This window comes from Massilia sp. LjRoot122, assembly GCF_964252725.1.
Taxonomy (GTDB): Bacteria; Pseudomonadota; Gammaproteobacteria; order Burkholderiales; family Burkholderiaceae_D; genus Telluria.
Genome location: NZ_CAXUPB020000001.1, coordinates 3,089,762 through 3,113,924, shown reverse-complemented (window position 1 = coordinate 3,113,924; position 24,163 = coordinate 3,089,762). Strand labels below are relative to the sequence as shown.

Below are 24,163 nucleotides of genomic sequence, written 5' to 3'. Positions count from 1 at the left end.
TCCAATGAATAATTCTGCCGCCCCGGTGCTGGCCTGCCGCGGCCTGGGCAAGACCTTCAGGCAGGGCGACTACACGGTCAAGGTGCTGGACGCGATCGACTTCGCCATCTACCGCGGCGAACGGGTCGCCATCGTCGGCGCTTCCGGCTCCGGCAAGTCGACGCTGCTGCACCTGCTGGGCGGGCTCGATACGCCGTCGACAGGTGCCGTCACCCTGCTGGGCGAGGATTTCGCAACCCTGTCTGAGACCCGCCGCGGCGAACTGCGCAACTCCTCGCTCGGCTTCGTCTACCAGTTCCACCACCTGCTGCCGGAATTCTCGGCGCTCGACAACGTCATGATGCCGCTGATGATCCGGCGCGAAGGGCGCGACGCCGCACTGAAGAAGGCCGAGGCGATCCTCGGCCGCGTGGGCCTGGGCAAGCGCGTGGTGCACCGCCCCGGCGAACTGTCGGGCGGCGAGCGCCAGCGGGTGGCGCTGGCGCGCGCCCTGGTGACCGAACCGGCCTGCGTGCTGGCGGACGAACCGACCGGTAACCTCGACCACAGCACCGCGCAGGCCATCTTCGACCTGATGCTGGAGCTGTCGCGCACCCTCGGCACGGCCTTCGTCATCGTCACCCACGACATGGAACTGGCGCGCCGCTGCGACCGCGTATTCCGGCTCACCGAACACGGGCTGCTGCCGGTGGAGTCCTGAGCATGTGGATCGACACCCACTGCCACCTCGACGCCCATGAATTCGGCGAGGAGTCGCTCGCGGTGGCGGCGCAGGCCGGGCGGGCCGGTGTGTCGATGATCGTCGCGATGGCGGTCGAGCGCGCCAACTTCGACACGGTGGCCGGGCTGGCGGCGCGGGCCCCGAACGTCAGCTATGCCCTCGGCATCCACCCGATCTGCGTGTCGCAAGCGCGCGACGAAGACCTGGAGGTGCTGCGCGGCGCGGTGGAGGCGGCGCTGGACGACCCCAACTTCGTCGGGGTCGGCGAGATCGGGCTCGATTTCTTCATCCCGCTCCTGTGCGAACCGGCCATGCGCGCGAAGCAGGAGCGCTTCCTGCGCGAGCAGCTGCGCATCGCGCGCGACTTCGGCCTGCCCGTGATGATGCACGTGCGCCGCTCGCAGGACCAGGTGCTGAAGCACCTGCGCCAGATCCGCCCCCCGGCCGGCATCGCGCACGCCTTCAACGGCAGCTTCCAGCAGGCGCAGAACTACATCGACCTGGGATTCCACCTCGGCTTCGGTGGCGCCATGACCTTTACCCGCGCGCTGCAGATCCGGCGGCTGGCGGCCGACCTGCCGCTCACGGCGATCGTGCTGGAGACCGATTCGCCGGACATCGCGCCGTCCTGGATCCACCCGGGGCGGAACACGCCGGACCAGCTGCCGGCCATTGGTGCGGCCCTGGCCGGACTGCGCGGCATTGGCGTGGACGAGGTGAGGGAAGCCGTCCACCGGAACACACTGGCCGCGATTCCGCGCCTGGCCGGCTACCGGCCAGATCCTGGACAAATAGCTAAGTAGCAAAGTAGCAGTCGCTGCGCCGACAAGGTGCAAACCTTGGGCAGCGGCGCCGCTCGACCGTGGCTTCCGGGTTTAGTTCGTCGGGAGCGCTGAGGCACGACAAGGCTTCAACTGTTCCGTTCTGCCAAGATGCACTCTTCGCTGCGAGGGCAGCACTGACACCCGGGAGAGTGATTTGGATAGCGCGAGCGAATTCCTGCGGATGCTGAGGCACGAGAAATCGCTGACCACCGCCCACCGGCCGATCCGCTTGCGGCTGGGGCATGCCGACCACCTTGCCGACGAATTGCTGCTGCCGCAGCGCGTCCAGGGCCACGAATCGGTCTGTGGCGGCTTCGACTACGTCATCACCTGCGTCGCCGATACGCCGCGCCTCCCGCTCAAGGAACTCATCGCCCTGCCGGCCGAACTGCAAATGGTGACCGACCGCGGCCAGCTGCGCGGCATCTGCGGCATCGTCGCCGAGGCGCGCGCCGGCGACCACGACGGCGGCCTGGCCGTCTACCAGCTGGTGCTGCGCGACGCGCTGGCGGTCATGGAAAAGCGCGTCAACAGCCGTGTGTTCCGCTACCAGAACGAACTCGAGATCGTGCAGGTCCTGTTCGACGAATGGCGCCAGTCGAACAGCATCATGGCCAGTGCCTTCGACTACGAACTCGACCCGCTGTTCGACATGCGCCTCTACCCGCCGCGCGAACAGACCATGCAGTACAACGAATCCGACGCTGCCTTCGTACGGCGCCTGCTCAAGCGCCGCGGCATCGCCTGGACCTTCCGCCCGGGCCGCGCCCGCGCCGGCAGCACGGACCAGGAACCGGACGACACGCCGGTCCACACCCTGATGCTGTTCTCCGATCCCGCCTCGCTGCCGCGCAGCGCGGCCGGTACGGTGCGTTACCACCGTGTCGATGCCACCGAAGAACGCGACACGGTGGTTTCCTGGTGCGCCGCCCGGCGCCTGCAGCCGGGCACCATCACCCGCCACAGTTGGGACTACCGCAATCCCACCGGCACGCAATTCATGACCACCAGCGCGCGCAGCATGGCCGACCAGGGCCGCAGCGGCAACGCCATGGCGGCCACGCTGGACGACTACCAGGTCGACATCCCGCATGCCGGTAACGACGTCGAAGATCACTGGCGGCTCGGCCAGGTGCGCATGCACCGGCACGAATTCGACACCAAGTGCTTCCACGGTGAAGGCAGCGTGCGCGACCTGTGCGCGGGCGAATACTTCACCCTCAGCGGCCACCCCGAAATCGACACCCACCCGGAGGCCGAACGCGATTTCGTCGTGACCGCCGTCTGGCTGGAAGCCGAGAACAACCTGCCGGCCGACCTGTCGGCGCGGGTACGCCGCCTGATGGGGCCCTACAGCCCCGAGAATGCCATGCTGGCGCCGAACGAGCATCCGGTGGGCGGCGACGGCGTCCGCACCCGCATCCGCTTCGACGCGGTACGGCGCGGCGTCCCGCTGGTGCCCGCCTTCGATCCGCGCCACGACCTGCCGCATCCGCAGCTGCAAAGCGCGATCGTCACCGGTCCGCCCGGCGAGGAAGTGCATTGCGACGCACTGGGCAGGGTGAAGATCCGCTTCCCGGGCATGCGCGGCGCCGACCACAAGCATGCCCATGGCGCCGGCGCTTCCGACACGCCGGCCGATTCGGCCTGGGTACGGGTCGCCTCCAACTGGGCCGGCAGCGGCCCCGGCGCCAGCCGGCAGTGCGGCACCCTGTCGCTGCCGCGCGTGGGCAGCGAAGTCCTGGTGGCCTTCCTGGGCGGCGATCCGGACCGGCCGGTCATCCTGTCGCAGGTATTCAACCAGCGCGGCGATCCACCGGCGCTGAGCACGGCCGGCGGGCTGCCCGGCAACCGCTACCTGTCCGGCACCCGCAGCCACGAGATCGGCGGAGTACGCGGCAACCAGCTGCGCTTCGACGATACCCGCGGCGAGATCAGCGCCCAGCTGGCGAGCGACCATGGCGCCGCCCAGCTGAATCTCGGCTGGCTGACCCAGCCAAAAGCCAACGGCACGGCCGAGCCGCGCGGCGAAGGCGCCGAGCTGCGCAGCGACCATACCGTGGCGATCCGGGGCAAGGATGGGGTGCTCCTCACCGCCGAAGCGGCGCCGGCGGCCCAGGGAACTCACCTGGCGCGTGCCGGATTGGTCGGCCTGGCGGAGCTGATGCAGAACATCGCGGAAGAGGTGGCCAAGCTGGCGGAACAGCACACGGACGACGAGCCGAGCGCGAAGCGTCTGGGTGACCTGTCCGAGAAACTGCGGCGCTGGGACCAAGGATCCAATGTGGCGCCGGGCGAGAAGGGCGCCGAGCCGATGGTGGCCGTGACGGCGCCGGCGGGCATCGTGCTGGCCAGCCAGGACAATGTCGCACTCGGCTCCGAGAGCCAGGTCGACGTGGTGAGCGGTGGCGATGCGCGTACGTCGGCAGGGCGGAACATCTTCCTACGTGCGGCGCGCGGGATCAGCGCCTTTGCCCAGGCCCTGGGGGTGAAACTTGTGGCCGGGAGGGGCAATATCCTGCTCGAGGCCCATCAGGGGGCTGTGGAAGTCAAATCCTCGGGCAAGATCAGCCTGATTTCGGCGGAAGCGATTCACATCGAAGCGCCGATGGTCCGGATCATCTCCCAGGGCGCGCAGACGGAATGGGCCAATGACACGATCACGCAGCAGAGCGCCGGCGAACACCGCATCAAGGCGAGTACTCTAATCCGGGGCGGGGCAGGCAGTGGCGATCCGACCAAGCCCGAATTTGCAAAGACTTCATTAAAAACGACGGAAAGACTTGTCCTGCGCCATCTCCAAACGCGGGAACCAATTCCATATCAAAATTACATTGCCCACCTCAGCGATGGCAGGACCATCCAGGGCACCAGCGATGAAGAAGGCCGTACCGCGCTGGTGCAAAGCGATGAGCTGGGGCCGGTGCGATTCGAGCTTCTTCCGTCGACTACTTAAGCTGTCGGGAACCGTCATGCGTGAACCGACCAGGCCGCTGCCTTCGCTCGTCCCTTTGCCGCATGGCGGCTGGGGAGTGGATTCGTATATGTCCTCTGCGGACTATACGATCCGGGGTCTTGGGCTCGTTCCTCCCAATACCATCCTCCCGGTTATCGTGGTCCCAGGAATCATGGGTACGAATCTGCGAGCTAAAAAGAAGCCGCGTCAAGGGCGTATAGAAGATGAACGAAACAAGAAGGTAAAGCCAGGGGAACCAGTCTGGCGCCCGCCTAACGGTGCGCTTGACGGAATTAATGCCGCAAGACGATGGGCGAACTTCACCTCAAAAGACCGTCAGCTGCTGTTTGATGCTTCGACTCTGGAAGTGGACGATGGCGGGCCAGTCCTCCTCCCTGACTCTAATGACGGGTATGTTCTGACCGAGCGTGAGGTGCGCGAACGGGGGTGGGGCGAAGTACATGCGGATTCGTATGGCGCCTTGCTGTACGCTTTGCAAACACGCTTGAATCAAACGTTCGGGTTTGACGAGCAGAGGAGGCAGCGGTTCATCAAACAGCATTGGAAGGACGTCATGGCCTCTGATCCGCAGAGATGGGGACTGCGGAATTTCGCGCCGCTGACGGAGAGCCATCTCGCGAAGCACGCCCAATGCTATTTTCCAGTCTACGCTGTGGGATATTGTTGGTTGCTGGATTGCCAAACTTCCTCGGAGCTGTTGGAAAAACGAATATTGGCCATCATAGAATCGTGGACGCAAACAAAGCGCCGGTGCGACAAGGTTATTCTTGTTACTCACTCGATGGGCGGGCTGGTTGCGAGGGCATGTGCGAAACGCATCCCTGACAAGATCGCGGGCGTTATTCATGGGGTTATGCCAGCGCTTGGCGCACCGGTTGCGTACCGTCGGATCGCGAGTGGAACAGAGGCATCTAGTCCGGGTAATGACCCGATTGCAAACCTCGAAGCGACTACGATCGCCAAAATCCTTGGACAGACAACCCAGGAAACCACGCCGGTTCTGGCAACGTCTCCCGGCGCGCTTGAACTATTACCGAATCACCTATATCCCCAGCCTTGGTTACATGTCCGGGTAATCAAATCGGTCGGCGGTGCTCAAAAGGCAGCATATGGCGTGAAGGATGATGCCGTTCGCTATCGAGAGAGCGTTGCAGACTACCTGCATTTGCCGAACGCACGTACACCGAATCCCTACGATGTGTACAGGGACTTAAAGTCGTGGTACCGACTAATCAATCCAGCGCTCGCCGATCCGGCCGGCAAGTATCGAGAAATACTTGGGGGGAATGAAAAGGCCATCAGAAAGGCGATTGAGACGGCCGAGAACTTCCACAGGGGCCTTGGGGATTATTATCACCCGAACACCTATGCGTTTTACGGCGACGATGAGAGCAAACGATCATATGGTCAGGTGAGATGGACGGCGCGGCAAGGCGGGGCGACGATTAGTGCCTTGACTACCGGGAACATTGCAGCTGCGAAGTTCCTTGGCTACACGCCTGGTGGTAAGCGGCGCATCCTCGTCGAGGATAGGAGCGAACTCCACTTCGAACCGGAAGAACAGGAAGCTCATGGCGATGGAACTGTTCCTTCTCAGTCTGGTATTGGCGTTACAGGTAAGGTCAAACAAGCTTTTTCAACCCGCGGCTACGATCATCAAAAGACCTATAACAACGATGACATGCTCATGTTAACACTGCGCCTCATTGTCGAGATCGTCCAGGAGATGCCGTGAGGAGTTCGGGCCAAAGCAGGCTGGCGAAAATGCTGGCCGGGGTCCTGTTCGCTGGAATGGCAGCTACCTGGGCTGTTGGCGAGGTATTGGACACACACGAGATGGCGCGTCGGGATGAACATGAGGTAGCACGTATGACTCAAAAAATGAAACCGGTTTGTGTTGGCAGGTTCTTAATCGACATGCCAGAGGAAGCGCAGGTGGAAGTGGGTCAAGTTCGTATCCACGGGTTCAATATTGCAGCTTATGGTGAATCGCCGGAGGAGTTCCAGAAACGTCTTTCCGACCGTGAGACGCAAATCAAGGCCAAACCAGACCGACTCGGCGGAAACAAGAATCTGGAATCATCAACGGAAGTAAATACCGACAGTGGGGTTGTTGGGAAGATATTCGTGCATAGCCGCACAGTAACTGAAGGCACAGCGGCCAACGGGCTCGAGCTGGAGCATTACCGCTATGAAGGTGTCGCGGTTGAGGCACTCGTCCACGGTGCCGGCATCAGTATTGATTTGGTTGCAGACGATTATCACCCTGATCGGATTGACAACCTCTCCAGACTGGTGGCTCAGCTCGTACCAAGTCCCGAGAATAAAATTCCCGCCGAATCCGGATTTTGCATCGATCGTGCTTATTTTCGCGAGCCGCTTACGGCGGATCAGGCTGAGCAAATCACGTTGTTCGCCGGTCTGCCCAGCCACCCGGACGTCGACTTCGTGCTCATTCTTGCCGCAGGCCTCAAGCCTGACGAGCAAGGCCTTTTAGAGAGAGCTGGCGCTACCGAAGAGCGTTTTTCGCTGGCGGAAAGAATGCGAATGTCCAAGTTACGCGCTGCGCCCAGGGAAATCTCTGGCCTTCCTGGAGAGGAATTGGTGGAACTGTTCGTCGAGGAAAATGACGCGCGTGTCCATAATTTCTGGTGGGAGGTAAATGGTACGGAAGACAACGTGCTGATACCGCACTTCGTCTTCCAGATGAATACAGGCAAAAGTAATAGCGGTCCCGTCCCATCCTCTTTGTCAGATGGCGTTGCGCTCGGGTTATGGGACAAGATCACATCCAGCATTCGATTGCATGCTGCAACACCTCGCGTAGTTAGCCCGGTTCACCAGGTTTCAATTCCGATCGGGACCTACGCTGCGGCTGGAGAGCAGTGTCCAGAAAGCGGCTGGTGGCTTTGCAGTGATGGCGGTAATGGTATTGGTGTGCTCGGCGGCCAACGGCAGTACATCAAAAAGGGAGAACTGATGCCGCAGGCTCTGCTACTGCCTCCGCCGACCTTATGGGAGAAGATGCGCGGTCTGCAGCCGAGTTACGAATCGAAGAATCGAACATTTTGGAAACTTGTTGATCACCGCGCGCGCAAAAGACTCCCACCAAGCTTGCCGTTGGCGAAAGCTTCAATGCCAACTGGCGCGACGGTAGCTGTCGGTGTGCCAGCCGAAGCAAATGCTAACCGCGCGGGAATCGGTACATTTTCCTCAACGGGAGTCCCTTGCCCGGCGAGCGGCTGGTGGCGTTGCGAAGAATCGCACGCACTCGACGGAACACGCTGGTTTGCCCAAGGAAGGTTGCTGCCACCTGCTACGTTTACCGTAGCGCCAGGAATCTTCGGTCATTCGTCGAACGCACCGCAAGCAATTCAACGCCGCAGCGCCTGGCGCTTGATGCGATTGGCAGATGCCCCTGATTACGCAGACAGGGACCAATCCGTGATCCGCGACCTGCCGCCCTCGACTGAACAAGCCTAGGCCGCCGCTTTGCCGGGGGAACTGGGCGACTTCTCAGCATGTTAATCTCGACTTCAAGGAGTACACATGCAACGCATGTTTCAGGCTGGACTGATCCTGGTACTCGCCGGAGGTGTTGTCGCGGCTCTGGCTAAAGTCGGGGGTTCCGGCGCTGAGCATGAAAATCACGAGCTAGCACGACTGACCGGAAAAATGAAAGCGATATGCGTCGGCAGACTCCTGATCGACATGCCCCTTGAGGCAGAGGTAGATCTGGGACGAGCCAGCATGAATGGTTTTGATGTTGCGGCGTTTGACGAAGCAACAGATGAGTTTCACGCCCGTCTTGCTCAACGTGAAGCGGAAATCAAAGCCAAACCTGATCGGCACGGTGGCAACAAGAATCTCGAGTTAGTGAAAGAAGTTAAAACTGATAGTGGTTTGGTCGGAAAAATACTTGTTCATAGCCGGGTAGTGCACGAAGGGACGGCAGGAAATGGGCTCGTCAATGAGCGCTACCGCTACGAAGGTATCGCTGTCGAAGCGCTGGTACACGGTGCCGGTGTAAGCATCGACCTGGGTTCTGACTTCTACTTTCCGGACAAGATAGACGATCTTCAAAGGCTCGTTCACCAGATCGTGCCAAACCCACGAAATAAAATCCCTGGAGAACCCGGATTTTGTATCAACCGCGCGTACATTCGGGATCCGCTTAGGGCAGACCAGCGGGAACAGATCACGATGTTTGCGAATTTGCCCAGCCACCCGGATATCAGTTTCTCATTAATACTGGCTGCTGGCGTTAAACCTGATGTCGACGGACTGCTCAAGCGCGGAGCTGCTTCCGAAGACGAACTTCGACTCACGGAACGTTGGCGACTCACTCGCTTGCGCGCCGCGCACCGTACGATTGGCGGCTTGACGGGCGAAGAATTGCTTAGGCGCGTAGTCGAGGCAAATGATGCTGTAGTCTTTAGCTTCAACTGGGAGGTGAATGGTACTGAAAATGATGTGTTCACTCCGCATATGACTTTTTCCATGAGAACTGGAAAGAACGACTTTAGCCCGGTGCCAACATCCATGTCGGAAGATTCGGTGCTTGGACTGTGGGACAAAATCTTGTCGAGCATACGGGTACGGACAACAACCGTAGAGAGAGCGCGCGAATCAGCTAATGCCGCGGCAGTTCGAACAGGAAAACTTGCGATTGGCAAACTTTCAACTACACCTGTGTAGAACTCCCTGCTGCGGTGCGTTGTCTGATATTGCAAGTGCCAATTTTACTGCGTAGCCGCAACGCCAACCCCACCGGCTCAGCTACATTCCAGCTTTCCCCGCAAGGAGAGCAGGAATGACCCACAAGCGCTTCTACATCCGCGCCGGCGCCACGACTACCGCGGGCGGCACCGTCAGGGCATCCAGCACATGCATCACCCTGGACGGCATGCCGCTTGCCCGCGAAGGCGATCCGGTCGATTGCCCCGAATGCGGCGAGCAGGGTGTGATCCAGTGCGTCATGCCGCGGCTTCGCGATCTATCCGATGGCAAGGAATGCGCGCTGAGCGATGACCTCTGCATCTGCGCCTGTTCGCCCCCGCCGAAACTCGTCGCCGACCAGTTCAGCGATTTCCAGCTCGTCGCCGCGAGCCCCGCAGCCTAGTCGAACAGCCTCAAGCACCTCCTGCTGCCGCCCGGCCCATGCGCTGCGCAATCCTCGCCTTCCTCACCGGGGTGTGCTGGCTGCAAACGCGTGCCGAGTTGCCGGAACCGGAAGTCCTCACCGGTGCCGTGGGCGTGGCGCTGATCCTGTGCGCCTTGCGCAGGCAGCCGGCGATCCTGCTTGCCGCCACCGCGCTCGGCGTTTCATGGGCGGCCCTGTTCGCCCACCTGGCGCTGGCTGATGGGCTGCCGCGCGAACAGGAGGGCAAGGACGTCGCCATCGTCGGTACGGTCGACAGCCTGCCGCACGAGTTCGACGGCGGCGCGCGCTTCAACGTCCGCGTCGAACGGGTGTTGACGCCGGGCGCCACCGTGCCGCGGAAGATTGCCGTCTCATGGTACGGACCAGCACCCGCCAAGGACGGCAGCGACGCAGTGCGGCCCGGCGAACGCTGGCAACTGGTCGTGCGCCTGCAGCGCCCGCACGGCAACGCGAATCCCTATGGCTTCGACTACGAGGCCTGGCTGCTGGAGCAGGGCGTGCGCGCCACCGGCTACGTCCGACCCGCCGGCGCACGCAACATCCGTCTCGATGCCTTCGTACCGCGCCTTGGCCATGCGGTCGAACGCGCGCGCGCCGGACTGCGCCGCCACATCCTGCGGCAGCTCGAGGGCAAGCGCTATGCCGGCGTGGTCGTCGCGCTGGTCATCGGCGACCAGCGCGGCATCCCGCAGTCGGACTGGGACATCTTCAACCGCACCGGCATCAGCCACCTGGTCTCGATCTCGGGCCTGCACATCACGATGGTGGCAGGGCTGGCAGCATGGGCCATGTCCGCACTGTGGCGCCGTTCCTTCTTCATCGCGGGCGCCGCCTTGCCGCTGCGCCTGCCCGCGCAAAAGGCCGCGGCCCTGCTGGGTGCGCTGGTGGCGCTGCTGTATGTGCTGCTGGCCGGCTTCGGCGTGCCTGCGCAGCGCACCTTCTACATGCTGGCCGCGGTGGCGGCCGCGCTCTGGCTTGGGCGGTCCGTCGCGCTGTCGCACGTCCTGTGCCTGGCGCTGGCCGTGGTGGTGCTGATCGATCCCTGGGCCGTGCTGGGGGCCGGATTCTGGCTGTCGTTCGGAGCGGTGGCCATCATCCTGTACGCCGGCCTGGGGCGCGTGCGGGACGAGCGCGGATGGCGCCAGACGCTCGGCACGGCCGCCCGCACACAGTACGCCGTCACCATCGGTCTGGTGCCGCTGACGATGCTGCTGTTTTCCCAGGTCTCGCTGGCCAGCCCCTTCGCCAACGCCGTCGCCATCCCGGTCATCAGCCTGCTGGTGACGCCCCTGGCCCTGTTCGGCGCGCTGCTGCCGGCGCCGCTGGCGGGGTGGGTGCTCGGCCTGGCGCACCTTGCCATCGAACTGCTGGCCGAAGGATTGGGCCTGCTGGCCGCCAGTCCGCTCGCGATCCTGAATGCACCGGCGCCGCAGCCCTGGGTGTTTGCGCTGGCGCTGGCCGGCACGCTGTGGATGCTGGCGCCGCGCGGCTGGCCGCAGCGGTGGGCCGGGCTGGCCGCATGGGCGCCGATGCTCACCCAGTTGCCGACCGCGCCGGCCGCCGGCAGCTTCACGGTCACCGCCTTCGATGTGGGGCAGGGCATGGCCCTGCTGGTCGAGACCGAGCGCCACCGGCTGCTCTACGACAGCGGTCCGCAGTACGCCCCGGGCGCCGACGCGGCGGGACGCATCCTGCTGCCCTACCTGCGCGGCCGCGGCATCGGCGCGCTGGATGCGCTGGTGGTGTCGCACAGCGACGTCGACCACGCCGGCGGGGCCCGCACCCTGCTCGAGGGTGTCAAAGTGGCGCAGCTGCACTCCTCGCTGGGCAGCGGCCACCCGGTGGCACGCGCCGCCGCGCGTCACAGCCGCTGCAGCGCCGGGCAAGCCTGGGCCTGGGACGGCGTGCACTTCGAGATGCTGGGCCCTACGCTGCAATCGTACGACAACGCCGGCTTGAAAGCCAACGCGCGCAGCTGCGTGCTGCGCGTCGCCAGCCAGGGCAGGGCAATGCTGCTGGCTGCAGACATCGAGGCCGCGCAGGAAGCGCAGCTGCTGGAAGGGGCGGCAGGCCGCCTGCGCGCGGACGTCCTGCTGGCGCCGCACCACGGCAGCGGCACCTCGTCGACCGCGGCCTTCCTGGCGGCGGTGGAGCCGAAGCTCGGCATCTTCCAGGTGGGCTACCGCAACCGCTAGCGTCTCCGTGATTAAGTACCCATAGTGTACCACGGGCGGATTTCAGGGAAAAGCTGACCAGTCTTACGCTATCCAACAGTGTGCATGCAACACGATCACACAAAGCGACAGGCAGTGATAGACCACTTCCCACGGTATTCCCCCGGTGTGAAGGTGCTTATTTGTTAAGCAGCCAGACTTCTTCCTTCTTCTTTTCCTGTACAGAAAACAGGCACGAATCGCCTCGATACCGGGTGTTCCCGCACTAGGAAATGATTACCGTATTTACGGTGATTGTGAATCACGGTTTTCCTGGTGTGTCAAGCGAAATCGTGTCAAAAGTTGACAAAAGGCAGGTCGTGACTTATACTGTCATTACGTGGTAGCAAATGTCGTAATTGTTGTCCCCTCCTGCTATCGATACTGGCTCAACCTCCCAGAGCCGAATTCACACACAATCCCAACAATCCTCAAACATAGGAGCGATCTGCTATGGCGCATCAACACGCTATTCCGGCTTTCGGCAAGCCGCTCAAAACTGCCGAGTACTACCAGATGATCGACGGTATCGTGAACACACTCCGTCCATTCTCCACCCTTCGCACGGTGGCGAATCATCTGAACTCTTTGGGTCTACGCACTCCGGGCGATCTTGAATGGCATCGTCTACATGTAAGTAATTACATTCGCCAACGCGGCCTGAACACAAACACCAACACAAACTGAAAGGAAGCAAATGTCTGTAAGTACACCTGTGGCCGCTGATACGCCAGTAGTAGCACCGAAGAAGCCAATTAGCATCGAATTGATTGGGCCTGCTGTAACGATCATGGGGGAAGTCTGCGCCCACGTACGGAACGGTTACACGGTCCATAAAGACTATCCAATGAGCTTCTACCAGAACGGGAATATCTCGTTGATGCTTGTTATTGGAAATCCTGACGATTACGCTATCAAAAAGGCGCAGGAATCGACGGATGCCAGCATTGCACGCGAACAAGCGGAATATGATCGCCGCGTGAAGGAGGAAGCTAAGCTTCTGGTAGAACGACAGGCCAGAGAAGCACTGGAAAAGAGCGTAGCCGAAGCTGTAGCTGCACATGAGAAGCAGATCGCCAAACTGAAGCGTGAAGCTGAGTCCGAACTGGCTCGTTTGAACAAGTAACACCATCCTCCCGGCCTTCCTCCGGTAGGAAGCGCATCAGGCCAATCCTGGCCGTAAAAGACAATCCGAATCGCAGTCAAGCACCATTCCTGAATGGAATGCTGGCGCTCGTCTGCGTTCGCACTAAATAAGGAATTGAAATGAAATATGTATCACCAGAGTATGTGGAAGGCACAACCCGCCGTCGCGTAGTTACAGACGATGGGCAGCTACTTGAAAAGCAGAGCGTCTATCTCCCGGCGTCGGTATGGTCCACCCTTAAAACTCTTGGGTGGAAGCAGGGCCGGTCTGGTAGCCAGATCATCGAGAGTTTGATTCTGATTGCCGCAATGTCAAGCAACGAGGAATAAGACAACTCGACGAGTTACAGAAACACAGGCGGCGTATTGAATTTAGAAATCTCCTACGAAATCAATGACTTACCGGCGATATAGGTTAATAGCTAAATCGTCAAGGTAATTCATCATCGCCATAGTAGAAACGCACCAGTAACGCCACCGAAACAAGAATTGATTAAAGATAAGTTATAAGTAGTATGACTCAGTAGATATAACTAAGGAGACTACAAGAACTGTCAAACAAAAGGAAAGAAGTAATGACAAAGAAACTAGAAACTCGTATCCATCGTGCTAACGGTGGAAACCATAGCCCAGTGAACTACCGGAAGCATAAGAATATGCTCCTGACTCACCCTTACGCCATCGGCCTACTATTCCATATCGTTCTTACCGGATCGGAAGATCGTGCAACCTACCGTAAAGCGGTGGAACTACTGTGCAAGCAGCTACGAGCCAAAGGAATGCCATGCCGGTATAAAGCCTGCTACGAACGGGACAAATGGAAGCGATTTCACAAGCATATCTTTCTGCTGATTGAAGCGAAAGACACTCATCCTAATTCGATCATCCACTATTCGACTACTGGATGGTTCACCAAAATGCTAAAGGGTATGGGCCTAGGTTTCAATATCTGCTCACCAGAAGACATTATGCACTACGTAGGCGGGAAGAAGGTCAACTATGCTTATGTTCCGAAGAAAGCCGGTAGCAAACTGGAAGACTGCTGCGAATGGATCAGTTATTTGACTAAGGTACGGAGTAAGGCCGGAGTTGAGGGACAGATTTACACTGGTAGCACAAACCGGGAGCCGAAACAAACCCTCCCCCCATCTGCTGCCCTCCCAGCAGCAGTGGAAGAAGTAATTACACAAACAGAATTGAAGGAATCAAATGAAACAAGCATTGCAACGCAATATGAAGCCGGTAGCGGCTCCGAAAGCATCGCAGCCAGTGGAAGCACCGAAGCCAGCCGTAGCGCAGCCAGCACCAGTAGCACAGCCATGGTGGGCACCGGATGCGAAAGCATGGAAGCCAGCGCCAGTAGCGCCAGTAGGAAAGAAGCCAAAGATCAACGGAGATGCCGTACTGGCGGAACTGGCACGGATTACGAAGAAGTCAACCTAGCAGAACTGGTAGGCCCTGTTCCCTTCTTCCCTTATCAGCTCCCAGTGCGAACAGGGAAGCAGCCAACTAGCTTAGGGCGAAGGAGTGGGAGGAATGCTAACCAAGATATCGAACACATTCTTGTCGTAGAAGCTGAGGAGCCAGCGATCGCCTCCGGGTTCCATCGAAATGTATCGATACAAGAACTCTCCTTCATGCCCTACGCGGCCAGTAGGGGCATTCTTCACAATGTCATAGGCGTCTTCTGTCCAGAAGATTGTGTTGAGCGAAAACTCAGCATCCATGGGTAGTCGTACTTTGTGCTCATGAAAATGCAAACAACGGACTATCTTTGTAACGATTTTACTGATTCTCAAACTCGATAGTGGCATCGCAAGATGGTGTAGGTCCGGTGGAATTAGACGACCGTCTGAAGCACGGACTGTCTTGTCCTTGTATTTCTCCCTAAATTCGTTTTGCCCCTGGGCAAGCACGAACTGAAGCGCGGGACTGTTGTGCAACGTGCTACCAATAACCTTTTCCTTCCAGAGGCGGTACAGCTTTGTATCCGGCTCCGCTCCCATAGCTACGTAGATGCGGAAGAATTCGTCATCCTTCTTGTATTCATCGTTGCAAGGAGCGCAACATGGCACCGTAATCATGTTCGTAGGCTTTGGCTTTAAGAACAGGCCCTGAGGAGGCACATGCTCCCGTGTTACGGTTCCAAACCTACCACACATGACGCAAACGGCTTCTCGCTTTCCCTTCTTCCTCATTGCGGCTCCCAGTGGCCTACTTGCGACGAACTGCTGTCGCAATTTCGGTAAGCCTCGCTAGGAAGAAGTACCAGAATGCGGGTAATACACCTACCAGCACTGTGAGAAGCGCGATGCCGTAGAAGATGTTTTGAGTATTACTGTTGGCATCGTGATATGCCCTTAGTAATTCCCCTTGAATGCCTGGAGTATCTTCCCCGAGACTGACATCCGCATCGAGCTTCGAAGGGTCACAAGTAAATTCCGCAGTCTGGTATTCAGTCCACGGGCCACTTTCCTTCGCACGTTGCGCGTTGATGGTAGCCATCTTCGCTTGGCTCTCGGTTTCACATGTACGCTGAGTTGTACTTAACTTGTGTTGCATGTACCCAGAGTAGCCAAATCCACTAATCGTAAGCAGCACCGCCACAGCGACGGACTTCCAGAAGAAACGCGATGACATATTCATTGTGCTCTTATTCGTTGTCTGAGGGAAAAAATAAGTCTACCTGATTTCTACCTTAGCAAGATGGTCTGCTTTTGTCCGTCGTAGTTGACGGGTCGAAAGTTGTACCTTATGAACCCTACCTAAAACGCACCAGTTCTGCGGTTCAAAAGATACTGGACAGGAATTATGGACTAGCTCATAATAGCTTCACTATCTTTCGACCTAATCAGGAGCCAGCATGAGCCAAATCGCATACTACCGAGTCAGCAGCAACAGCCAGTCCATCGATGCTCAGCGTTCGGCCCTGTCCCAAGGCATCCAGTTCGACAAGGAATTTGCTGACGAAGGCGTAAGCGGTGCTACCCCGGCCCTGAGCCGCCCCGGCTTCGCTTCCATGATGAACTACGTACGTGAAGGCGATACGCTGTTTGTGTACGCTGTAGACCGTCTGGGGCGCGATGCGATTGACGTACAACTCACGATCAAGGCCCTGTTGGCTCGTGGTGTGACCGTGCATGTTCGTGGTCTGGGTCCGATTGCTGCCGGTGTAGGTGAACTGATTATCGCTGTTCTGTCCCAGATTGCCGATATGGAGCGCCAGCGTATCAATGAGCGTACTGCTTCCGGCCGTGAACTGGCGAAGGCTACGCTGGCTGCTACCGGGAAAACGCATCGTGGTGCTACCAGTCTCGGACGCCCAGTAAAGGCGGATGCTATCGGGGTGAAGGCATGGAAGGAAGAGAAGAAGGCGACCGTAAGCGCTACAGCAAAACACTTCGGTTTGTCGGAATCGACTGTAAAGCGGTATCTTGCAGCGTAACAGAGTTAGGAATCGATTAGAGGCCGATAGGGCCTCTTTTCAGTTTCAGGCTACCAAGTGCTCAACTCATCAATAAAAACGCCTGTAGCGCCTCCTGATGGCCTTCCTGAGCCTTTGATGGTGCTAGATGGCCCTCGATATTTCACGCTCAGGCCAATGGTCTACCGATAGCCGCCCTTGTTGGTCAAGCAAAGCGTAAGCGCCCCGTTGATATTATTCCTGGGCTGTTTGCCCATCCGTACAACATGGCATGTCGGCCAAAATTAGTTTGGAAAATCTGGCTGATGAGCTTTCTTGCCGTCCTCGGGTTGCCGCGACGAGTTAGCTCGACGGCTACGCGCCTCTGCAAGTAGCTTCTTGGTGAACTCCCGGTGACGCCGGATAGCTTCTTCAAGCTCGGCGGAAGTCATGTACTGTGGGGATTTGTCATTGTTGAGCATACGTACATTCTACTTTGGGCGGTAGCGTTAGTCTTGTACGATTGCTTTCGGACCTAGCACTTCTGATAGCCACGCCATGCCCTTAGCAGTCTCGGAGCCGTCCGAATCCTGCTCCTTCAGCGTCTCCCTCTGGTCCGCACTACGCGGAACAGGAATGATGTCGTCTCCCTTCACGATGAACTGTAGGAAGGGACGTTCAACAGTACGAGTCATAAACTCCGGCTCCTGACCTTCCGGGATCGGTAGCACTACAGTGCGTACTTGTGTTGGCCGAGTAGCGGTGTACACAGGTTCATCGCCGCCCTTGATATGCACCTTGATATTCAGGCGACAAAGTAGGGCATTGGCCCGTTGACGGTCATCCCGTTCCTTTAGCGGAATGTTCGCCAGCAGCCAGTCTCTATCGCTTTGAGCGATGGTTTGAGCGGTGTGCTTTGCCTCCAGTTCTTCCCGCTCGGCCTTCAGTCGCTTGAGATTCTTGTTTGCGATAGCAACCAGTTCGTACAAGTGGTCTTCCTCCGCGTGCTCCGCAAGCCTCTTCATGTGTCGAGCGCGTGTAGTCTCCTCTGCATGAATCGAAGCATCTACCAGCGCCATCTGGTCCGTAATCTCCGCTGCTTCGGTCTGGATGAGTCCCAAGGCTCCGACAGCTACCAGTAGGCGCTTGTACACCTCTTCACTTGCCTCCATGCGTACGCTTACAGCCTTCGTACACAGCCCCTTACGCTTGTTGGCACAAACATAGTACTTGTACTTGTAGACCGGTTCACCCCTAACGGCTGCTCCCTTCTGCTTCGTTACGAGATTCATGGTGGAGCCGCATAAGGCGCAGAAGAGCACTTGTTGCCACACCTGGAAGTTCGCTGTCTGCTTCGTAACCTTACGGCCTCGACGCGCTACCATTGCTAGCTCTGCCTTTTTCCAAGTAGCGTCATCGATCACCCGTGGGAAGTAGTTCTCAATAACTCCTTTGCCATCTTTCGGCTCCCACTCTCCAAGAACATTCCTATTCTTTAGCAAATCGTCAATACTCGACGGGCACCATGTCCCGCCTCGGAACGCTGGTACGTTGTCGGCGTTCAAACGCTGTGCGATTGAGACAAATCCATGGCCGTTGATGCATTCCCTGAATACTCGTTCCACGATGGCTGCTCGATCCGGATCAGGCACGTACTCACCTTCGACCAGCTTCAGCCACTTTGCCACTTGTCGGCCAACGGGCTTTCTTTCTGCGCTCCGGGCCTTGGCAAACTTGCTCTCCCAATCGTCCTTTGCTCGCTTCGACTTGGTAGCGGATTCCTCGTTAGCTCGTGCCATGACTAGCACGGACATAATTACGTCCATCGAACTGGCATCGGGGGAATAGACTTTCTCGCCATCCATCAATGTGCAGATATGGACTCCGGCACCCAGAATGCCCAGAAAGAGGCTCAAGGCTTCATTGACCCTCTGTCGGCTGAGCCTGTCCAAGCTTTCGATAACAAGGTAGCTGCCCTTCGGTATCTTCCCAGCTTCCACTAGATCAAGGAATCGCCTTAACTGACCCTTTTCCCCTAGGTGTTCGCCAAGGTAGCCGGATCGGCCTTGATCCAAGAACCTATCATCGGACAGGGTGAAGCCCTTCTTGGCTACCCACGCCTCACAGGCTTCCATCTGGCGTTCATAGCTACGCCCTTGCTTCTGAGTCAACCGGGAGAAGCGAATATACGAGAATGCAATTGTCATGGGTCAATTATACCGCTATCGCTACCGCCACCCGAAGGCCGAAGTCTATGAACGCTACGGCAGCCTGGGCATCCGCAGGCTGCGCACCGACGTTTCCGGCGCCGTCACGCTGCGCTTCGGCCAGGCGCTGGACGTGGCCGAGTTCCGCACGGAGCGCCGCCGCTACTGGCACGGCCGCTAGGGCTCAAGGCTGCAGCGGAAGACTGAGCCTGACCTGCAGGCCGCCGCCTTCGCGGTTCGCGGCCTTGATGTCGCCGCCGTGCGCCACCAGCACGTGGCGCGCGATCGCGAGCCCGAGTCCATGCCCGTCGACCTGGTTCGGATGCGAGCGGAAGAAGGGCCGGAACACCTCGGCCAGGTCGCTTGGGGCGATGCCGGGGCCGCGGTCGAGCACGTCCACGTGGGCGTGCTGTGCATCGGCATGCAGGACGATCTGGACGATGCCGCCGCTGCCGCCGTGGCGCATCGCATTGCGTACCACGTTCTCGAGCGCGCTCCAGAGCAGGTCCGGATCGCCCTGCACCACGATCGGGCCGGGCGCGTTCACCTTGACTTCGGGCGCGCCGGGGCCGGCCTCGAAACGCGCATCGGCGGCGATTTCGTGCGCCAGTTCGCTCAGGTCGAGTTGCTCGCGCCGGGCCAGGCCAGGCGAGGCTTCGAGCCGCGACAGCGTCAGCAGTTCGCCGACGAGTTTATCCATGCGCATGCTCTCGCGCTCGATGCGGTCGAGCGAGGAGGCGATCTTGTCCGGCTGCTGGTGCGCCAGCCCGACCGCGGCCTGCAGCCGCGCCAGCGGCGAGCGCAGCTCGTGCGACACATCGTGCAGCAGGCGACGCTGGCCGTCCATCAGGGCGCGCAACTGGGCGCTCATGCGGTCGAAGTCGCGCCCCAGGTCGTTCAGCTCGTCGCCCGCACGGCCGGCAGCGAAGCGCGGGGCCAGGTCGCCGCCGGCGGCCGCTTCGAAGGCTGCGCGCAGGGCGCGGATCGGACGCGAGAAGTACCAGGCAAGCAGGGCGGCGAACAGCAGGCTGGCCAGCGTGGCCGCGACGATGCCGGCGATCTGGCCGACGCGCCGGCCCGGACCAAAGCCCGGACCGCTCAGGCTTGCGCCCGGCCTGACCAGTCCCGCCGGACGGCCGGCACCGACGTGGATGTGCGGCACCCACTGGGGGCGCCTGACGAAGGCTAGGTAGCGTTCGCCGCCGGGGCCGGCCAGCCAGCGGATGCTGCGCTGCGGTTCGCCCGATGCCAGCAGGCGCTTGACCTCCGCTTCCAGCCCGCCCGGCACCGCACGGCCCAGCAGCTCGCGTCCCTGGCTGTCCTGCACGAACACCTGAAGACGCTGCATCTCGCCCAGCATCCCGCGCAGCGCCGGCAGGCCGCCGTGCTTCAGGGTGGCGGCCGCCGCGTCGAGGGCGATGAAGGCCGGCGGTCCGGTATCGAGTTCGGCGGCCTGGCTGCGGGCCCGGTCGCGCAGCCAGAACGCACCGCCGATGCCGATGGTGGCGGCCACCTGGGCCAGCAGGATGCAGAGGAAGAATTTCCAGAACAGGCGGCCCATGCTAGTCCCGGATCAGCTGGTAGCCCTGGCGGTAGATCGTCTGCAGGGGAGAGCGGCCGTCCGCGAGCAGGCCCAGTTTCTGGCGCAGGCTGCTCAGGTGGACGTCGATGTTGCGGTCGAAGCGGGCCAGCGGGCGGCCCAGGCCCTGTTCCGACAGCTCGTTCTTGCTGACGGGGCGGCCGGCATGGCGCGCCAGGACTTCGAGCAGGTTGAATTCGGTGCTGGTCAGCTCCACCGGGGCGCCGTCCCAGGTGGCGCGGCGCTGTTCCGGGACCATGCTGAGCTTCCCGACCGTGAGCACGGGGGCCGGACCGGCGCCGGCCGCGGCCTGGGTGCGGCGCAGGATGGCGCGCACGCGCGCGGTCAGTTCGCGCGGCGTGCAGGGCTTGGCGACGTAGTCGTCGGCGCCGAGCTCGAGGCCGAGGATGCGGTCGGCGTCGTCACCGCGCGCGGTCAGCATGAGGACGGGGATGCGGCTGTCCGCGCGGATCCGGCGCAGGGTCTCGATGCCGTTCGCGCCCGGCATCATCACGTCGAGGATGGCGATCGCATAGTCGCCGCGCAGCGCCTCGCGGGCGCCGTCCAGGCCGTTGTGGACGCAGGTGGTGCGGAAGCCCTCCTGTTCGAGGTATTCGGAAAACATCCCGACGAGTTCGACGTCGTCGTCGATCAGCAGTACATGGTTCATGGCCAGCAGGATAGCAAATGCCCGGCTGCCGGATCGCCGCGCAGGGGACGGATTTACCTTGATTTACACAGCTGAACCGGGCCGGGATGGCGGTGTCACCGGGGCCCGCGGCGGCCCGCTTATAATTTGCAGGATGCAAGCGGGTGAGTCTGGTGTAGGCATTCCCCTCTAAACCCGGCCCGCATGCTGATCACTTTCATTACAATGGCCCGTCGTCATTCACGCCATCGGCCCATGAGCAAACCCTTGCTGCATTTCTCCCACGGGAACAGTTATCCGGCCGGCACCTACAGCCGGCTGTTCCAGGCCCTGGGCGAGCACTACGAGGTGCGCGCCCACGATATGTATGGCCACGATCCGCGTTTCCCGGTCGGCGACGGCTGGCACGGCCTGGTGGATGAGTTGATCCACCAGCTGGAGGGCTACGAGCAGCCGCCGATCCTGGTCGGGCATTCGCTCGGCGGCATGCTGAGCATGATGGCGGCCAAGCGGCGGCCCGAGCTGGCGCGCTGCGTCGTGATGCTCGATTCGCCGGTGGTGGCGGGCTGGCGCGCCTTGTTGTGGCGCCTGGTCAAGCAGCGAGGCATGGGCTCGCGCTTTTCGCCGGCGCGGTTTTCCGAACGTAGGCGCAATGTCTGGCCGGACCGCGCCGCGGCCTACCAGCATTTCATCTCGAAGCCGATGTTCCAGGCCTGGGCGCCGGGCGCGCTCGACGACTACCTCGACCACGGCCTCAAGCCGCACCCGGAAGGGGTGCAACTGCGCTTCGACCGCGACGTGGAAACCCGGATCTACAATACGCTGCCGCACCATATGGGCGCGATCCTGCGCGCGCCTTACCCGCTGCCGATCGGTTTCATCGCCGGCACCACGTCGGAAGAACTGCGCCAGGCCGGGCTGGACGCCACCCGCAGGCTGGTCGGCAAGAACCTGGTGATGATCGAGGGCGGCCATTTGTATCCCCTCGAGAAGCCTGCCGAGACCGCGCAGCTGACGCACGAGATGATCGAACGGCTGCTTGCCGCCGCAGGAGGCCGGCAGCGGACCATGCCAGCGTCCGTGGTTTAGCGTAAAATCGCGGGATTGATTTTTTGGAATCTCGACAATGGCTATCAAGAGCGATAAATGGATCCGCCGCATGGCGGAATCAACCGGAATGATCGAACCCTTCGAGCCGCGCCAGGTGCGCGAATCGGACGGCCGCAGGGTCATCTCGTGGGGCACGTCCTCGTACGGCTACGATATTCGTTGCGCCGACGAGTTCAAGGTGTTCACCAACATCAACAGCACCATCGTCGATCCCAAGAATTTCGACTCGAATTCCTTCGTCGACGTGAAGAGCGACGTCTGCATCATTCCGCCGAACTCCTTCGCGCTGGCCCGCACCATCGAGTACTTCCGCATCCCGCGCAATGTGCTGACGGTCTGCCTCGGCAAGTCGACCTATGCGCGCTGCGGCATCATCGTCAACGTCACCCCCTTCGAGCCCGAATGGGAAGGCTACGTGACGCTGGAATTCTCGAACACCACGCCGCTGCCGGCCAAGATCTACGCCGGCGAGGGCTGCGCCCAGGTGCTGTTCTTCGAAAGCGACGAAGTCTGCGAGACCTCGTACAAGGACCGCGGCGGCAAGTACCAGGGCCAGCACGGCGTCACCTTGCCGAAAACCTGATTCGATTTCCGTGCTAGCCTGTCGGATATGAATCATATTGATGGGCTGAACTACCATGTCTGATTGCTGCAGCGGCGGCTGCTCCTCCGGCAAGCCGCCAGTCGACCCGCGCTACCGGCGCATCCTCTGGATCGCGCTGTGGGTGAATGCGCTGATGTTCGGCGTCGAGATCGTCGGCGGCTGGGCCGCGGGCTCGGTCTCGCTGCTGGCCGACGCGGTCGATTTCCTCGGCGACGCCGCCAACTATGGCATTTCCCTGTTCGTGCTCGCGCTGGCGCCGATATGGCGCTCGCGCACCGCGCTGCTCAAGGGCGCGACCATGGGTGCCTACGGCATCTTTGTGCTCGGTACGGCCTTGTGGCACCTGCAGGCCGGCACCGTTCCGGCGGCGCATACCATGGGCGTGATCGGCTTCCTGGCCCTGGCCGCCAACTGCCTGGTCGGCGCGCTCCTGTACGCCTACCGCAATGGCGACGCCAACATGCGCTCGGTATGGCTGTGCACGCGCAACGATGCGATCTCCAACGTGGCCGTGCTGCTGGCGGCGCTCGGCGTGTTCCAGACCGGGAGCGGCGTGCCCGACCTGCTGGTGGCCACGGTCATGGGCCTGCTCGGGCTGTCGGCCGCATACTCCGTCATCACCCACGCGCGCCGCGAGTTGCGCGAGGCGCGGAAGGCGCCTGCTGTGCCGCTCGAACTCAAGCGCCGCTAGGCAGTCTGTTTCGGTCCAGGTGGCCGAGCTTGTCCGGGTTGCGGGTCACGTAGATCGCCGTGATCCTGCCGCCATCGATTTCCACCGCCATCGTCTGCAGCATGGCGTCGCTTTCCCGGCTGAGCTGGCCGGGCAGGCCGTCGATCCGGGCCTCGCGCAGCACCTCGGCCCTGTCCCATCCCGCTTTTTCCACCAGTGCCCCCAGCAGGCGCACCACCTTGTCGAGGCCGACGATCGGGTTGATCGCCGAGTTGCGCTTGCCGCCGCCATCGCCGTAGAACACCACCTTATCGGCCAGCAGCTGCTTGAGTTGCGCGAGATCGCCGCCGCGCGTGGCGGCAAAGAAGGCGCCGGCGATGCGGTCCTGTTCCTCGCGCGAAACCGGGAAGCGCGGCCGCGCGTCCTGCACGCGGGTCCGGGCGCGGCTGGCCAGCTGGCGCGCCGCCGCGCTTTCGCGGCCGATCGCTTGGCCGACTTCCTTGAAATCCAGGTCGAACACATCGTGCAGCAGGAAGGCCGCGCGCTCGAGTGGCGACAGGCGCTCCATGGCGAACATCAGGGGCAGGGTGATGTCGTCGGCCTCGTCGTCCGGGGTGATGAAGGGTTCGGGCAGCCAGGGGCCGATGTACTGCTCGCGTTTGATACGGCTCGACTTCAGGACGTCGAGGCAGAGGCGGGTGACGGTGCGCACCAGCCAGGCCTCGGGTTCGATGATGTCCGCGCGTTCGGCGCCGTGCCAGCGCAGCCAGGCGTCCTGCACGACGTCTTCGGCTTCGGCGACCGAGCCGAGCATGCGGTAGGCGATGCGCGTGAGGCGCGGGCGGCGGGCGGTGAAGAAGGCGGTGGGGTCCATGGCGCGCTAGCTTAGCGTAAAC

At 61.0% G+C, this 24,163-nt stretch carries 21 protein-coding genes; 16 read left to right on the top strand and 5 right to left on the bottom strand.

Going from position 1 to position 24,163, the window contains the following annotated elements:
- The first annotated feature begins 4 nt into the window (after nt 1–4).
- The 11 genes from lolD to ACSQ25_RS13475 all read left to right on the top strand — a co-directional run bounded on the left by lolD (nt 5) and on the right by ACSQ25_RS13475 (nt 14,778).
- A complete protein-coding gene (gene lolD, locus ACSQ25_RS13525; protein ID WP_436106201.1) occupies nt 5–700 on the top strand; it encodes a lipoprotein-releasing ABC transporter ATP-binding protein LolD in 696 nt (231 codons plus the stop codon).
- Nucleotides 701–702: 2 nt separating this feature from the next.
- Nucleotides 703–1,524: a TatD family hydrolase gene (locus tag ACSQ25_RS13520; RefSeq protein ID WP_436106200.1), complete on the top strand. Its 822-nt coding sequence runs from the start codon at nt 703–705 to the stop codon at nt 1,522–1,524.
- Between the two features lie 175 nt (nt 1,525–1,699).
- Nucleotides 1,700–4,501: a type VI secretion system Vgr family protein gene (locus ACSQ25_RS13515; RefSeq protein ID WP_436106199.1), complete on the top strand. Its 2,802-nt coding sequence runs from the start codon at nt 1,700–1,702 to the stop codon at nt 4,499–4,501.
- 16 nt (nt 4,502–4,517) lie between these two features.
- Complete coding sequence (locus ACSQ25_RS13510; RefSeq protein WP_436106198.1) at nt 4,518–6,257, top strand: esterase/lipase family protein; 1,740 nt, start codon at nt 4,518–4,520, stop codon at nt 6,255–6,257.
- Nucleotides 6,258–6,286: 29 nt separating this feature from the next.
- A complete protein-coding gene (locus tag ACSQ25_RS13505) occupies nt 6,287–8,005 on the top strand; it encodes a T6SS immunity protein Tli4 family protein (protein WP_436106197.1) in 1,719 nt (572 codons plus the stop codon).
- Between the two features lie 66 nt (nt 8,006–8,071).
- Nucleotides 8,072–9,220, top strand: coding sequence for a T6SS immunity protein Tli4 family protein (locus ACSQ25_RS13500; protein WP_436106196.1), 1,149 nt, complete (start codon nt 8,072–8,074; stop codon nt 9,218–9,220).
- A gap of 115 nt (nt 9,221–9,335) precedes the next feature.
- On the top strand, nt 9,336–9,644 hold the full coding sequence (locus ACSQ25_RS13495) for a PAAR domain-containing protein (protein ID WP_436106195.1): 309 nt from the start codon (nt 9,336–9,338) through the stop codon (nt 9,642–9,644).
- Nucleotides 9,645–9,682: 38 nt separating this feature from the next.
- Nucleotides 9,683–11,881, top strand: a complete 2,199-nt coding sequence (locus ACSQ25_RS13490; RefSeq protein WP_436106194.1) for a DNA internalization-related competence protein ComEC/Rec2 — start codon at nt 9,683–9,685, stop codon at nt 11,879–11,881.
- Nucleotides 11,882–12,352: 471 nt separating this feature from the next.
- Nucleotides 12,353–12,586, top strand: coding sequence for a hypothetical protein (locus tag ACSQ25_RS13485; protein ID WP_436106193.1), 234 nt, complete (start codon nt 12,353–12,355; stop codon nt 12,584–12,586).
- A 10-nt stretch (nt 12,587–12,596) separates the two neighbouring features.
- Nucleotides 12,597–13,025, top strand: a complete 429-nt coding sequence (locus tag ACSQ25_RS13480) for a hypothetical protein (protein ID WP_436106192.1) — start codon at nt 12,597–12,599, stop codon at nt 13,023–13,025.
- 595 nt (nt 13,026–13,620) lie between these two features.
- Nucleotides 13,621–14,778, top strand: coding sequence for a hypothetical protein (locus ACSQ25_RS13475; protein WP_436106191.1), 1,158 nt, complete (start codon nt 13,621–13,623; stop codon nt 14,776–14,778).
- A 481-nt stretch (nt 14,779–15,259) separates the two neighbouring features.
- Here ACSQ25_RS13475 and ACSQ25_RS13470 read toward each other — a convergent pair whose 3' ends face one another.
- Entirely contained in the window at nt 15,260–15,691 is a 432-nt protein-coding gene (locus ACSQ25_RS13470; RefSeq protein WP_436106190.1) for a hypothetical protein, read from the bottom strand.
- A gap of 217 nt (nt 15,692–15,908) precedes the next feature.
- On the opposite strand from ACSQ25_RS13470, the gene ACSQ25_RS13465 reads away from it, so the two are divergent.
- Nucleotides 15,909–16,490, top strand: a complete 582-nt coding sequence (locus ACSQ25_RS13465) for a recombinase family protein (RefSeq protein WP_436106189.1) — start codon at nt 15,909–15,911, stop codon at nt 16,488–16,490.
- Between the two features lie 467 nt (nt 16,491–16,957).
- Here ACSQ25_RS13465 and ACSQ25_RS13460 read toward each other — a convergent pair whose 3' ends face one another.
- Nucleotides 16,958–18,655 carry a recombinase family protein gene (locus ACSQ25_RS13460; protein ID WP_436106188.1) on the bottom strand — a complete coding sequence of 566 codons (1,698 nt, stop codon included), beginning with the start codon at nt 18,653–18,655 and terminating at the stop codon, nt 16,958–16,960.
- Between ACSQ25_RS13460 and ACSQ25_RS13455 the strand changes: the two genes are divergently transcribed.
- Complete coding sequence (locus tag ACSQ25_RS13455; RefSeq protein WP_436106187.1) at nt 18,654–18,836, top strand: hypothetical protein; 183 nt, start codon at nt 18,654–18,656, stop codon at nt 18,834–18,836. The two genes, ACSQ25_RS13460 and ACSQ25_RS13455, sit on opposite strands and share 2 nt — an antisense overlap.
- Nucleotides 18,837–18,839: 3 nt before the next feature.
- Here ACSQ25_RS13455 and ACSQ25_RS13450 read toward each other — a convergent pair whose 3' ends face one another.
- Both ACSQ25_RS13450 and ACSQ25_RS13445 read right to left on the bottom strand, forming a co-directional pair.
- Nucleotides 18,840–20,216 (bottom strand): sensor histidine kinase, encoded by a 1,377-nt coding sequence (locus tag ACSQ25_RS13450; protein WP_436106186.1) that lies wholly within the window; start codon nt 20,214–20,216, stop codon nt 18,840–18,842.
- A gap of 1 nt (nt 20,217) precedes the next feature.
- Nucleotides 20,218–20,904 (bottom strand): response regulator transcription factor, encoded by a 687-nt coding sequence (locus ACSQ25_RS13445; protein ID WP_436106185.1) that lies wholly within the window; start codon nt 20,902–20,904, stop codon nt 20,218–20,220.
- Between the two features lie 234 nt (nt 20,905–21,138).
- Between ACSQ25_RS13445 and ACSQ25_RS13440 the strand changes: the two genes are divergently transcribed.
- From ACSQ25_RS13440 to ACSQ25_RS13430, 3 genes are read left to right on the top strand one after another with little or no spacing between them, the layout of a single operon-like run.
- Nucleotides 21,139–21,972 (top strand): alpha/beta fold hydrolase, encoded by an 834-nt coding sequence (locus tag ACSQ25_RS13440; RefSeq protein ID WP_436106184.1) that lies wholly within the window; start codon nt 21,139–21,141, stop codon nt 21,970–21,972.
- A 37-nt stretch (nt 21,973–22,009) separates the two neighbouring features.
- Entirely contained in the window at nt 22,010–22,576 is a 567-nt protein-coding gene (gene dcd / locus ACSQ25_RS13435) for a dCTP deaminase (RefSeq protein ID WP_224944872.1), read from the top strand.
- A 55-nt stretch (nt 22,577–22,631) separates the two neighbouring features.
- Entirely contained in the window at nt 22,632–23,288 is a 657-nt protein-coding gene (locus ACSQ25_RS13430) for a cation transporter (RefSeq protein WP_436106183.1), read from the top strand.
- On the opposite strand, the gene ACSQ25_RS13425 is transcribed toward ACSQ25_RS13430, so the two are convergent.
- Nucleotides 23,275–24,141, bottom strand: coding sequence for a sigma-70 family RNA polymerase sigma factor (locus ACSQ25_RS13425; RefSeq protein WP_436106182.1), 867 nt, complete (start codon nt 24,139–24,141; stop codon nt 23,275–23,277). The two genes, ACSQ25_RS13430 and ACSQ25_RS13425, sit on opposite strands and share 14 nt — an antisense overlap.
- Nucleotides 24,142–24,163 lie beyond the last annotated feature (22 nt).

Coding starts and splice junctions, on each gene's coding strand:
- ACSQ25_RS13500 (WP_436106196.1), top strand. CDS start 8,072: ATGCAACGCATGTTTCAGGCTGGACTGATCCTGGTACTCGCCGGAGGT.
- ACSQ25_RS13475 (WP_436106191.1), top strand. CDS start 13,621: ATGACAAAGAAACTAGAAACTCGTATCCATCGTGCTAACGGTGGAAAC.
- ACSQ25_RS13480 (WP_436106192.1), top strand. CDS start 12,597: ATGTCTGTAAGTACACCTGTGGCCGCTGATACGCCAGTAGTAGCACCG.
- ACSQ25_RS13520 (WP_436106200.1), top strand. CDS start 703: ATGTGGATCGACACCCACTGCCACCTCGACGCCCATGAATTCGGCGAG.
- ACSQ25_RS13440 (WP_436106184.1), top strand. CDS start 21,139: ATGAGCAAACCCTTGCTGCATTTCTCCCACGGGAACAGTTATCCGGCC.
- ACSQ25_RS13470 (WP_436106190.1), bottom strand. CDS start 15,691: ATGAATATGTCATCGCGTTTCTTCTGGAAGTCCGTCGCTGTGGCGGTG.
- ACSQ25_RS13425 (WP_436106182.1), bottom strand. CDS start 24,141: ATGGACCCCACCGCCTTCTTCACCGCCCGCCGCCCGCGCCTCACGCGC.
- ACSQ25_RS13485 (WP_436106193.1), top strand. CDS start 12,353: ATGGCGCATCAACACGCTATTCCGGCTTTCGGCAAGCCGCTCAAAACT.
- ACSQ25_RS13465 (WP_436106189.1), top strand. CDS start 15,909: ATGAGCCAAATCGCATACTACCGAGTCAGCAGCAACAGCCAGTCCATC.
- ACSQ25_RS13430 (WP_436106183.1), top strand. CDS start 22,632: ATGTCTGATTGCTGCAGCGGCGGCTGCTCCTCCGGCAAGCCGCCAGTC.
- lolD (WP_436106201.1), top strand. CDS start 5: ATGAATAATTCTGCCGCCCCGGTGCTGGCCTGCCGCGGCCTGGGCAAG.
- ACSQ25_RS13490 (WP_436106194.1), top strand. CDS start 9,683: ATGCGCTGCGCAATCCTCGCCTTCCTCACCGGGGTGTGCTGGCTGCAA.
- ACSQ25_RS13495 (WP_436106195.1), top strand. CDS start 9,336: ATGACCCACAAGCGCTTCTACATCCGCGCCGGCGCCACGACTACCGCG.
- ACSQ25_RS13450 (WP_436106186.1), bottom strand. CDS start 20,216: ATGGGCCGCCTGTTCTGGAAATTCTTCCTCTGCATCCTGCTGGCCCAG.
- ACSQ25_RS13445 (WP_436106185.1), bottom strand. CDS start 20,904: ATGAACCATGTACTGCTGATCGACGACGACGTCGAACTCGTCGGGATG.
- dcd (WP_224944872.1), top strand. CDS start 22,010: ATGGCTATCAAGAGCGATAAATGGATCCGCCGCATGGCGGAATCAACC.
- ACSQ25_RS13505 (WP_436106197.1), top strand. CDS start 6,287: ATGCTGGCCGGGGTCCTGTTCGCTGGAATGGCAGCTACCTGGGCTGTT.
- ACSQ25_RS13510 (WP_436106198.1), top strand. CDS start 4,518: ATGCGTGAACCGACCAGGCCGCTGCCTTCGCTCGTCCCTTTGCCGCAT.
- ACSQ25_RS13455 (WP_436106187.1), top strand. CDS start 18,654: ATGGGTCAATTATACCGCTATCGCTACCGCCACCCGAAGGCCGAAGTC.
- ACSQ25_RS13460 (WP_436106188.1), bottom strand. CDS start 18,655: ATGACAATTGCATTCTCGTATATTCGCTTCTCCCGGTTGACTCAGAAG.